Annotated in this window: 6 protein-coding genes; 2 read left to right on the forward strand and 4 right to left on the reverse strand. The window is 75.0% G+C overall.

Annotated elements, in window-relative coordinates:
* Positions 1 to 458 precede the first annotated feature (458 nt).
* Positions 459 to 1,907, forward strand: a complete 1,449-nt coding sequence (locus tag ACZ4VK_RS03105; RefSeq protein ID WP_468347843.1) for an acyl-CoA synthetase — start codon at positions 459 to 461, stop codon at positions 1,905 to 1,907.
* A 50-nt stretch (positions 1,908 to 1,957) separates the two neighbouring features.
* On the opposite strand, the gene ACZ4VK_RS03110 is transcribed toward ACZ4VK_RS03105, so the two are convergent.
* From ACZ4VK_RS03110 to ACZ4VK_RS03125, 4 genes are all read right to left on the reverse strand, one after another.
* Positions 1,958 to 5,650 (reverse strand): S8 family serine peptidase, encoded by a 3,693-nt coding sequence (locus tag ACZ4VK_RS03110; protein WP_468347845.1) that lies wholly within the window; start codon positions 5,648 to 5,650, stop codon positions 1,958 to 1,960.
* 155 nt (positions 5,651 to 5,805) lie between these two features.
* Positions 5,806 to 7,059 carry an MFS transporter gene (locus ACZ4VK_RS03115; RefSeq protein ID WP_468347847.1) on the reverse strand — a complete coding sequence of 418 codons (1,254 nt, stop codon included), beginning with the start codon at positions 7,057 to 7,059 and terminating at the stop codon, positions 5,806 to 5,808.
* The gene (locus ACZ4VK_RS03120) at positions 7,056 to 7,502 is read right to left on the reverse strand and encodes a GNAT family N-acetyltransferase (protein WP_468347849.1); all 447 of its coding nucleotides are present in this window, start codon (positions 7,500 to 7,502) and stop codon (positions 7,056 to 7,058) included. Before ACZ4VK_RS03120 ends, ACZ4VK_RS03115 begins: the two co-directional genes overlap by 4 nt.
* Before the next feature lie 118 nt (positions 7,503 to 7,620).
* Positions 7,621 to 11,088, reverse strand: a complete 3,468-nt coding sequence (locus ACZ4VK_RS03125) for an AfsR/SARP family transcriptional regulator (RefSeq protein WP_468347851.1) — start codon at positions 11,086 to 11,088, stop codon at positions 7,621 to 7,623.
* 123 nt (positions 11,089 to 11,211) lie between these two features.
* On the opposite strand from ACZ4VK_RS03125, the gene ACZ4VK_RS03130 reads away from it, so the two are divergent.
* Positions 11,212 to 11,976, forward strand: a complete 765-nt coding sequence (locus ACZ4VK_RS03130) for an SDR family oxidoreductase (protein ID WP_468347853.1) — start codon at positions 11,212 to 11,214, stop codon at positions 11,974 to 11,976.
* Positions 11,977 to 12,099 lie beyond the last annotated feature (123 nt).

Genomic DNA, 12,099 nt, shown 5'->3' on the forward strand with positions numbered 1-12,099 from the left:
CACCGTGTGGGCAATCGTCCCGCTGGGCGGTGCCCCACCCGCCCGGGGCGGCGCACCGCCGACCCCCCGTGTGGGCAATCGTCCCGCAGGGCGGGACGGGTGGGCACACGGGACGGCGCCCTTCGGCGGGCGCCTCCGCCCCTTGTGCCCGGACCCGCACCAAGCAAGTGCGGCGCACAACGGGTGCGGGTTCAGGCGCGGAAGCCTAGGCCCGGCAAGGGGCGCCGTTCCGTTGTGCCCACCCGTTCCGCCCCAGCGGAACGATTGCCCACAACGGGGTGGGCGCCGCCCCAGCGGAACGATTGCCCACAACGGGATGGGCGGCGCGCCGGCGGGCGGAGGGCCCCGGCGGAGGTGGGCGGCACGGGTGAGTACCGCGCCAGTGGGCCGAAGGCCCGCGACGTGGGGCCGCGGCGGGCAGAATGGCTGGGGCGTTTCGACTTTGAGGAGTGCGCGCGGTGAGCCTGTTCTTTCCCGGCCTTGTGGCCCCTTCCGACCGCCCCGCCCTGCGCTGCGGCGCGGACCGTCTGACCTACGGCGACCTGGCGCGGGCCGCCGGCGCCCTGGCCGACCGGATCGGGGGCGCCGGCCGCGTCGCCGTCTGGGCCACGCCGAGCGCGCACACCGCCGTCGCCGTGGTCGGCGCCCTGCTCGCGGGCGTGCCCGCCGTACCGCTCAATCCTCGGACGGGCGAGCGGGAGCTGGCGCACATCCTCGGCGACAGCGCGCCCGGAGCGGTCCTCGCGGGACCTGAGGACGAGCTGCCCGCCGGGCTCGCCGGACTCCCCCGGATCGACGTACAACTCACCGGGCCCAACGGGTCCACCACACACACCCCCCACGACCCCGAGTCCCCCGCCCTCGTCGTCTACACCTCCGGCACCACCGGTCCCCCCAAGGGCGTCGTCCTCTCCCGGCGGGCCATCGCCGCCTCCCTCGACGCGCTCGCCGACGCCTGGTCCTGGACGGCGGACGACGTTCTCGTGCACGCGCTGCCGCTGTTCCACGTGCACGGGCTGATCCTCGGGATCCTCGGGCCGCTGCGGCGGGGCGGTGAGGTGCGGCATCTGGGCGTGTTCTCGGTGGAGGGCGTCGCGCGGGAGCTGGGGGCCGGGGGCGGGACCATGCTGTTCGGCGTACCGACCATGTACCACCGGCTCGCGGACGCGCTCGCCCACGATCCGGCGCTCGTCGCGGCGATGGCGGGGGCGCGGCTCCTCGTCTCGGGTTCGGCGGCGCTGCCCGTCCACGACCACGAGCGGATCACGGCGGCGACGGGCCGGGCGGTGGTGGAGCGGTACGGGATGACCGAGACGCTGATGAACACCAGCGTGCGGCCGGGCGCCGGGCCGCGCCCGGGGACCGTCGGGACGCCGCTCGCGGGCGTCGGTCTGCGGCTTGTGGACGAGGACGGCTCCGTACTGAAGGAGCACGACGGGGAGACCGTCGGTGAGGTGCAGGTCCACGGGCCGAACCTGTTCTCCGGCTACCTCGGCCGGCCCGAGGCGACGGCGGAGGCCTTCGACGGCGACTGGTTCCGCACCGGCGACATGGCGGTCCGCGAGGCTGACGGAACGATCCGCCTGGTGGGCCGCAAGGCCACCGACCTCATCAAGAGCGGCGGCTACAAGATCGGCGCGGGCGAGATAGAGAACGTCCTCCTCGACCACCCCGGGGTTCGCGAGGCGGCCGTCACCGGCGAGCCCGACCCGGACCTGGGCGAGCGGATCGTCGCCTGGGTGGTCCCGGCGGACGCCTCGGCACCCCCGGCGGAGACGGAGCTCGCCGACCACGTGGCCCGCCTCCTCGCCCCGCACAAGCGGCCCCGGAGAGTGCGCTATCTCGACGCGCTCCCCCGCAACGACATGGGCAAGGTCCTGAAGAAGGCGCTGGTGGACGGGAGTTGACCGTACGAAGGCCGGGCCCCTCCCCGTGGGAAGGAGCCCGGCTCTGAGCCTTACCTCACGCCGACCGCGCGGATCAGTTCCTGTGTCACCGCGCCGCCCCGGTCGTCGCTCGCGCCGGCCCGCAGCGAGACGGAGTCGGCGCCGGACGGGATCCGCAGCGTGCCGTTCCAGGCGGCGCCGTGCCGCGCCTTCGTGAGGGTGACCTTCGTCCAGGTGGCGCCCTCGTCGTACGAGACCTCCAGGGTGCCGCCCCTGATGGTGCCGGTGCCGGTCGCGCCCTCGACGTACTCGGCGAAGATGCCGACGGGCAGCCGGCTCCCCGCCCGGACGTCGCCGCTGAGGTCGGTGTCCACGTCGAAGCCGAGGTTCAGCATCGGCAGGTACGTGACCCGGTCGGACGGGGTCTCGGCGGAGCGGAAGGTCCACTCGCCGCGGCCCTTGGTGCCGAGCCGCCAGCGGTCCTGGTCGAGCGCGGTCTCGGTGACGACCTTGTACGTGGCCTCCTCCGCCGGGGCGTCCCAGGCGTAGGCGCCGGAGCTCATCTTCCGGTCGACGCGGACCCCGTCGACGTACACCTCGGTGTACTGGGTCATCGAGTCGTCGCCCCACACGTTGCCGAAGCCGGTGTGGTCGGTGCCGGAGTCGCCCCAGCCGGGGGTGTTGAAGCGCAGGTCGTTGCCGGTGCGCTGCTGGCCCCAGCCGAGGCCGGTGCCCAGCCAGGGGTGCCAGACGGGGCCGAACCAGTCGATGCCGACCCGGCTGCCGCCCCGGTAGGACGGGGTGCCGGACCGCTGCTCCAGGGAGTCGCCGAGGTCGACGGACTCGTGCCAGCGCTGGCCGGTGCCGGTGGAGACGTACTCGGTGCGCTCGGCCGGGAAGGCGATCCACTCCTTGAAGCCGAAGCCGACCGGGAAGGTGTCGGTGACCGAGTAGCGGAACTCGCCGCCCAGCTCCGCGCGCCTGGTCGGCGCGTAGAAGGTGGAGCGGAGGGTGGCCAGTTCGTCCTCGTCGGGGCGGAAGACCAGGTCGGTGCCGATGGCACCGGGGTGCCCCTCGGAGAGGTCGTACGTGAACGGGGTGAAGCGGGTGCCGGTCAGGTCGACGCGCGCGCCGCGTGCCGCGCCGGCCGCGAGCCGGTGCGCGTCGGCGGTGTTGACGGTGGCGACGGGGAGCGGCCGGTCTTCGTAGTCGGCGGTGCCGAACCACTTCATCAGCCGGCCGGCCCGGTCGTCGGTGACGAACAGGGCCCTGGCGCCGGCGTCCTGGGCGGTCTGGGCGAGCGCGGTCGGGTCGGCGCCCTCGGTCAGCCGGACGAGGACGGCCTTGCCGGCGACGTCCTTCCCGCTGTACTCGGCGGGGGTGCCGGTGCCCGCGTCGACGAGGCCGAGGCGGTGGCGGCCCTCCAGGAGGCCCGTGCCTGCCTGCGGGGTGGCGCCGGAGAGCCGGACTCCGTCGACGCTCGCGTCGAGCATGGGCTTGCCGAGGCGCCAGACGGTCCGGTACTCGAAGGTGCCGGTGGCCGGCTCGCGGGTGGGCGCCGCGAAGATCGAGTCGTACAGCGGCGGGACCTGGACGGCTCCGCCGTAGGAGGCGCCGTTGGCGTCCCGGTCGAACTCCATGAGGAGCTGCCGGGTCTCGGTGCGCTTCTCTACCTCGGCGCGGATCTCGCGGAGCCGCCTGCCGTCGAGGGTGATCTCACGGTCGCGGTCGAGGGTGATCTCCGGCTCGGTGAGGAAGCCGAGGCCGAGGGAGTCGGCGCCGTGGGAGCCGCGCACGTCGAGGAAGGTGTCGACGGTGTACGTGCCGGGCTTGAGGCGCAGTTCGAGGGTGCCGGACGCGCCGACCGTGGCCGGGAAGGGGTCCTCGCCGCGTGTGAGCTTCTGGACGCCGAGGAAGGCGGGGGTGGGAGCGCCGTCGCGGTCCTTGACGTGGACGGTGAGGGTGTAGCGCTCCTCCTCCTTCACCAGACCGAGCGCGGTGTGCGCGACGGGCGCGCCGCCGGCGGTCGCGGTGACCCGGCCGGAGGAGCGGCCGACGGGGGCCTCGGCGCCGTCGCCGGTGACGGTGGTGCTCGCCGAGCCGTGGGCGGGGACGGTGAGGGTGGTGTCGGCGAGGGCGGCGACGCCGGCGGGCATGCCTTCCACGGCGAGGTTCAACTCGACGGGGACGTCGGAGGAGTTGGTGTACGTGACGGTCTTCGTGACCGGCTTGTTCGTCTCGTACGGCCAGGCGACGAAGCCGAGGTCGGCGGAGCCGGTCGCGGTGACGTTCGCGGAGATCGCGGCGGCCACGTCGACCCGCCCGGAGCCGAGCGCGTACGAGGAGGCGTCGAGCGTCTTCGACGACGACATCAGCGCGTCCTTGAGCTGGGCGCCGGTCCAGTCGGGGTGCTTCTCGGCGAGCAGGGCGGCGACACCGGCGATGTGCGGGGTCGCCATGGACGTACCGCTCATGGCGGTGTAGAGGCCGCTGCCGGGGGCGAGCTGGGAGCGGGCCGCGAGGATGCCGACGCCGGGGGCCGCGAGGTCGGGCTTGAGGGCCTGATCGCCGTGGCGGGGGCCCTGGCTCGTGAAGTACGCGGCCTCGTCGGCGGAGTCGACGGCGCCGACGGTGAGCGCGGAGTCGGCGGCGCCGGGCGAGCCGATGGAGCCGGGGGCGCCGGAGTTTCCGGCGGCGATGACGAAGAGGGCGCCGGTCTCGGCGGAGAGCGCGTCGACGGCCTGGGCCATCGGGTCGGTGCCGTCGCTCGGTTCGCGGGAACCGAGGCTCATCGACACGACCTTGGCGTCGATGTCCTTGGCGGCCCACTCCATGCCGGCGATGATCTGCGACTCGGTGCCGGAGCCCTCGTCGCTGAGGACCTTGCCGACGGCGAGGGTCGCGCCGGGGGCGACGCCCTTCTCCTTGCCGTCGGAGCCCGCGCCGCTGCCGCCGACGGTGGAGGCGACGTGCGTGCCGTGGCCGTCGCGGTCGGCGACCTCCTGGCCCTCGATGAAGGACTTCGACTCGGCGACCCGGCCCGCGAGGTCGGGGTGGCCGAGGTCGGCGCCGGTGTCGAGGACGGCGACCTTGACGCCCTTGCCGGTGAGCCCGGCCTCCCAGGCCTTCGGGGTGCCGATCTGGGCGTTGGACTCGGCCATGGCGGCCTCGACGCGGCCGTCGAGCCAGACCTTGGCGGGGGCGGCCGTGGCGCGGGCCTTCGGGGCGGCGGTGAATCCGCGCCAGAACGCGGCGGGGTCGGTGGCGGTGACGGCGGCGCCGCCGATGCTGGGCAGCGGGCGTACGGTCTCGGTGCCGCGCGGGGTCTCCGCGGTGGTCCGCGCGTGCTTGCCTCCGTACGTGACGATCAGCGGCACGTCACCGGTGATGCCCTGCTCGACGAGGCCGGTGACGTCGAAGAGGCGCGGGTCGAGCGCGCCGGAGGCCAGGTAGGGGCGGGCCTCGTCGGGGACGACGGTGACCCGGCCGTCGACGATCCGGCTGCGTATCGCGCCGGTGGCGCCCTCGGCCCGCTCGACGGTGACGGTCCGCTGTCCACCGCCGAGCTCGGTGAGGGTCACGCGGTCGCCCGTGACGAGGGTGACGGTGGCGCTCGTCGCCGGCGGCTTCTTGAAGGTGTCCGGTACGGCGGGGGTGACGGCCCCGGCGGCGGCGGTCTGCCCGGCCGAGAGCATCACCAGGGAGACGCCCGCGGCGAGCAGCGCGGCTCTCCCTCTGTCGAAGGGTGTGGTCCTCGACGTCATCGTTCGAACTCCTCGCGGACCCGGGGTCGGGGGTGTTTCCGGGTGCCGCGAGGAGTCTTGGCCCTGGGGGCGGGAGTTGACTCCGGTCGCTCCTGGCGGTTATGTGCCGTGGCGGCCAACCGCCAGAACAGGACGTGCCGTTCGGGGAGAATTGCTCACGGAGTCGGGTCGAGGGCGTCGTACCGGCGGAAACCGCGTGCGTACAGGGCGAGGGCGCCGATCGCGAGGACGCAGGCGATCCCGCCGCCCGTGACGGCGACGGCCGGCGAGGCCAGGCCGGCGACCGAGCCCGCGAGGAAGTCCCCGAGCCGGGGCCCGCCCGCGACGACCACGATGAACACGCCCTGGAGCCTGCCGCGCATCTCGTCGGGCGCGGCGACCTGCATCATCGTGTTCCGGAAGATCATCGAGACGGTGTCGGAGTACCCCGCGAGGGCCAGCAGGAGCAGCCCGAGCCACAGGTTCCGGGTGAGTCCGAAGACGGCGATGGCGGTGCCCCAGCAGGCCACGGCGATCAGGACCGCCTGCCCGTGGTGGCGGATACGGCCCTGCCAGCCGGAGAGGACCCCGCCGAGGAGCGCCCCGAACGCGGGCGCGGCGACGAGGAGTCCGGCGGTCTTCGCGTCACCGCCGAACCAGAGCACGGCGATCGCGGGGAACAGGGCGCGGGGGTGGGCGAGGATCATGGCGCAGAAGTCCGAGAGGAACGTCATGCGCAGGTTGGGGCGGGTGGCGAGGAAGCGCAGCCCGTCGAGTATGGAGGCCCGCTTGCTCCCCGTTCGCTCCGGGAGCATCGAGGGCAGCCGCCACATGGCGTACAGGCTCGCGGAGAAGGCGAGGGCGTCGATCAGGTACGCGGTCTGGTAGCCGGCGAGTCCCACGATCAGGCCGCCGAGACTGGGTCCGACGAGTGTGCCGAAGGTCATGACCATCGAGTTGAGCGCGTTCGCGGCGCGGAGCTGCTCGGGCGGAAGGAGCCGGGGGATCATCGAGGTGCGGGCGGGCGAGTTGAGCGCGGCGCAGACGGCCTGGAGGGCGACGATCGCGTACAGGAACCAGACCCGGTCGTAGCCGGCGAACGCGGCGGCGGCGAGCGCGATCGAGAGGACGGCGGAGCCGCCGGCGCTGTAGAGACCGAGCTTGCGGCGGTCGACGGTGTCCGCGATGGCGCCGCCGTACAGGCCGAAGACGACGAGCGGCACGAGGGAGAACAGCCCGACGAGCCCGACCGAGAAGGGCGAGCGGGTGAGGTCGTACACCTGGAGGGAGACGGCGAGGGCCGTCATGCCCTGCCCGACCCAGGAGACGGTGCTCCCGAACCAGAGACGGCGGTAGTCCGCGGACGTCCGCAGCGGGGTGAGATCCGCGAAGACCCTGCGGCGGTCCCGCTTCTCCTCTGTGGTGGTCACGCGATGTCGTACCGGAGCTCGGGGCGGTCCCAGTGGATGTGGCCCGTGGCGGGGACGGTTCCGGTGCGGACGGCGCCGGTCCGCAGGTAGAACTCCTCGGCGGGCGGATGCGAGACGACCCGCACGGCCCGGAGCCCGGCGGCCCTGGCCTGCCCCTTCATGTGCTCGATGAGCAGCCGGCCGAAGCCGAGACCCTGGGCGCTGTCGGCGACGAAGGCGAGATCGAGTTCGGCCTCGTCGACGAGGAGCGCGTAGAAACCGAGCACGCGGTCGCTCCCGTCGACGGCGACGAAGACGGGATGGTGCTCGATGTACGCGCCGCCGACCTGGTACCCGTCGACCATGGCGGCGTAGTCCCCCCGGTACGCACGGGAGGTCCGGACGAGCCGGGTGAGCCGCTTGGAGTCGTCGGCGGTGGCGCGCCGGATGGTGATGTCGGGCATGGGGTGAGTATAGGGGCGGGGGTGGGTGGTGATCCTTACGGGTGGGTGGGCGCCGGCGGGCGGTTGTGGGCGAAGGGCCTTGGGGCGCAGGGCCGTCGCGCGCGCAGGGCACGCGCCCTCACGCCGGGCGGCTCGCCGCCGCCACCGCTGCCTCCGGGGGCAGGGTCGTGCCCTGGGTGAACGCCGTCGTGAAGTCGGCCGCGCCCAGGGCCGTACGGGCCGCCTCCTCCGCGCGGTCGACGTCCGCGCGTTCCGCCGGCGGCAGCGGCGCGCCCGTCGAGGCGCGCAGCGCGGCCGCCGCGCCCAGGAGGAGCGCGGCGCCCCCGGCACGCCCCGCCGGGGCGTGCGCCGAGGCCAGGCCCTCCAGGGCCAGCGCGACCGCCCGGCGGTCGCCGGAGGCCAGCGCCGTCCCGTACCCCTCCTCCTGGAGCTTCAGCGCTCCCGCCACATCGCCGCGCGCGAGCGCCGAGAAGCCCAGCTCGGCCAGGATCAGCGCGTTGGCGCTGTCGAGACCGACCGCCCGGTGCCAGTCGAGGACCTCCCGCAGGTGCCGTTCGGCCTCCTCGACGAGGCCCTCGCGCCGGGCGCCCAGGCCGAGTCCGAGGACCGCGTTGATCTCGCCCGCGCGGAACCCGACCTCCACGGCCCGTTCCCGCGCCGCCGCGTGGTACGCCCGCGCCTCGGCGAGGTCGCCCCTGAGCAGGGCCGTACGCCCGATCCCGGCCAGCAGGTCGGGCACCTCGGTCGTCAGGCCGAAGCCCTCCGCCGCCGCGAGCCCCGCCCGCTTGAGCCGGTCGGCCCGTTCGTACGCGCCGTGGATCTCGGCGACCGTCGCCAGCGGGTACACCGACCAGAGCCGGCAGCAGGCGTCACCCAGTTCCGCGAAGAGCGCGTCGGACCGGGCGGCGTCCGTCTCCGCGCCCGTCACGTCGCCGGCGAGCAGCCTCTGCACCGAGCGGTCCGCGAGCGCCGCCGCCTCGCCCCAGCGGTCCCCCTGGGCCCGGAAGCCGTCGAGCGCCTGCCCGGTGAGGTCACGGCCCTCGCTCTGGCTGCCGGTTCCGCAGAGCGCGTGGGCGAGGAACCAGCGGGGCCAGGGGTGGGCTTCGGGACGTCCGGTCGCGGCCGTCACCGCCGTGTCGTACGTGGTGAGGGCCTCGGCGATCCGGCGGCGGCGGTCCGTTCCGTCGCCGCCCATGATCGCGAGGCCGGTGCGCCAGACCTCCACGCGGGCGCGTAGCGCGGTGGTCGCGTCCGCGTCCGGCGGCAGTACCGTCGTCGCCGTCACCGCCGCCGTCGCCGAGCGCAGCGCCTCGCCCAGGCGGCCGCGCATGATCCAGTACCAGGCGAGCGCGTCGACGAGGCGGAGCGCCACCTCGGCGTTCCGTCCGGCGGCGGGCTCGGCGAGGGCCCGTTCGAGGGCCGCCCGCAGGTTCGGCGTGTCGGCGTCGAGGCGGGCGAGGGCGCGGCGCTGGTCAGGGCCGCGCAGGGCGGGCCCGGCATGCTCGGCGAGGCGCAGGTAGTGGGCGAGGTGGCGTTCGCGTACGGCCTCCGTCTCGCCGGCGTCCCGCAGCCGTTCGACGCAGTACGCGGCCACGGACTCCAGGAGCCGGTAGCGCGGCCCGTCAGGACCGTCGACGGCCACGACGAGCGAACGGTCCACGAGCCGCGCGAGCAGCCCGAAGACGTCCCCGGCGACGACACGGCCGCCGACCGCTCGACCGCCGTCCCCGCCGGCGGCTTCACGGCCGCCCCCGCCCACGCCGACCTCGCCGCCCCCACCGACCGCTTCACGGCCGCCCCCGCCCACACCGACCTCGCCGCCCCCACCGACCGCTTCACGGCCGCCCCCGCCGTCACGCCCGTACTCACCGCCCCCATGCCCGGCGGCTCCCCGACCCGTCTCCCCGTCCGCGCAGACCTCCTCCGCCGCCGTGAGCGAGCAGCCCTCCGCGTGGACCGCGAGGCGTCGCAGGACCGTCCGCTCGGGTTCGCCGAGGAGTTCCCAGCTCCAGTCGATGACCGCGCGCAGGGTCTGCTGCCGGGCGGGGGCGCCGCGCAGGCCCGCGTCGAGCAGCCGGAACCGGTCGTCGAGCCGTTCCAGGAGCCCGTGGACACCGAGGGCGCGGACGCGGGTCGCCGCCAGTTCCAGGGCGAGCGGGATGCCGTCGAGGCGGCGGCAGATGGCCCTGATCGCCTCCTGGGCGGCGGGGTCGAGGGCGGCGCCCGTTCCGAAGCCGGGTGCGGACGCCGCCGCCCGGGCCGTGAACAGCTCGACCGCGCCCGCTCCGTCGAGCGGCTCCACCGCCCAGAGCGTCTCGCCCGCGAGCGCGAGGGGTTCCTGGCTGGTGGTCAGGACGACGAGTCCGGGCGCGGTGCGCAGCAGCAGTTCGGTGAGGGAGGCCGCTTCGTCGACGACGTGTTCGCAGTTGTCGAGGACGAGCAGGGTGCGCCTGCCGCGCAGGACCTCGGCGAGCCGCTCCCCCGTGCTGAGCGGCCGCTCGCCCTCGGGCCGCAGCCCCCACACGCCGTCGTCGCGGAGTTCGAGCGCGGTGGCGACGACCTCGGCGAGCTCTCCGCGCGCGCCGGCGAGCTCGACGAGCCACACCCCGTCCGCGAACTCCTCCCGGAGCCGCCCGGCGGCCTCGACGGCGAGCCGGGTCTTGCCGACGCCGCCGGGCCCGGTGAGCGTGACGAGCCGCCGCTCGGTGAGGAGCGTCCGTACCTGGGCGACGGCCGCGTCGCGGCCGACGATCCCGGTGAGCGGCGCGGGCAGATTGCCCCGCACGAGCTCGCCGGCCGCCACCGGCCGGGGGCCCGGGGCAGTGGGTGCCGACGCCGAGAGGGCCGGGTCCTGGCGGAGCATCGCGGTGTGGAGCGCGGTCAGTTCGGGGCTGGGGTCGAGTCCCAGTTCGTCGGCGAGGAGGGCGCGCAGCTCCTCGTATCCCGCGAGTGCCTCGCTCTGCCGTCCGGCCCGGTACAGGGCGCGCACCTGCACGGCCCGCAGGCGTTCGCGGAGCGGATGGCGGGCGACCAGCTCCGCCAACTCCCCTATGAGTGCGCCGTGTTCCCCGGCTTCGAGCCGCGCCTCGGCCAGCGTCTCGCGCACGGCGAGCCGCTCCTCCTCCAACCGTTCCGCCGCGCCCCGTACGAACGGCTCCTCGCCGAAGTCGGCGAAGGCCGGGCCCCGCCACAGAGCGAGCGCCTCGCCGAGCAGCTCCGCCCTGGCCCGCGGGTCCGCCGTGTCCCGGGCCTGTGCGGCGAGACGCGCGAACAGGTGGGCGTCCAGGGCGCCTTCGGGTACGTCGAGGAGGTAGCCGGGCGCCCGGGTGACGACGAGTTCGCGTCCGCCGGGCTCGGCCTCCTCCAGGGCGCGGCGCAGCTGGGAGACCTTGGCCTGGAGGGCGCGGAGCGGGTTGCCGGGCGGTTCGTCGCCCCAGAGGGAGTCGACGAGGCGGTACGCGGCGACCGGCCGGCCCGCGTCGACGAGGAGCGCGGCGAGCAGGGCCCGCACCTTGACCTCGGGGACCCGGACGGGCGTGCCGTCCTCGGTCCGTACGGCCGTCTCCCCCAGCACCGCGAATCGCATACGGCCACCGTAACCCGGCCCGAACAGGACCCGAGCCGGACCCGAACAGCCGCCCGCCAGAGTCGTTCCCGTCAGCAGGAAACAGCGCGGCGGACACCCGCCGCGGACACCGAGGAGCAGGACATGAGCAGCAGCACCCTCAACGGCAAGACCGCCCTCGTCACCGGCGGCAGCCGGGGCATCGGCCGGGCGATCGCCCTCCGTCTCGCCGCGGACGGCGCCCGGGTCGGCATCCACTACGCGAGCAACGAGACGGCGGCCAAGGAGACGGTCGCCGCGATCGAGGCGGCCGGCGGCTCCGCGTTCGCCCTCCGCACCGAACTGGGCGTCCCCGGCGACGCCGACGCCCTCTGGGCGGCCTTCGACGCGGCGGCCGGGGAGGACAGCGGCCTCGACATCCTGGTCAACAACGCCGGGATCTCCGGGCCCGGCCTGATCCACGAGGTGGAGGAGGCCGACTACGACCGGGTGTTCGCGGTCAACGCCAAGGCGCCGTTCTTCATCATCCAGAAGGGCCTCGACCGGCTCCGCGACGGCGGCAGGATCATCAACATCTCCTCCGGAGTCACCAAGGTCGCCTTCCCCGGCATGACCTCGTACGCCGCCTCCAAGGGCGCCGTCGAGGTGCTGACCCTGACGCTCGCCCAGACGCTCGGCTCCCGGGGCATCACGGTCAACGCGGTCTCGCCCGGCACCATCGAGACCGACATCCACCCGTGGATGGCCGACCCGGCGGCCAAGGCGCACGCGGCCGGCTTCTCCGTCTTCGACCGGGTGGGACAGCCGGGGGACGTGGCCGACGTCGTCGGCTTCCTCGCCTCCGACGACGCCCGCTGGGTCACCGGCCAGAACATCGACGCGAGCGGCGGCTCCGGCCTCGGCCTCTGACCGCACGGGGCCCTGCCTCGGCCTCCGGCCGCGCGGGGCCCGGCACCCCCGGGGCCCCGTCCGGGGCACCGCCCGCACCGGGCACCGCCCGCACCGGGCGTCGCCCCGGGCCCGCGAGCACCC

The sequence above is a fragment of the Streptomyces sp. NPDC028711 genome (assembly GCF_055565415.1).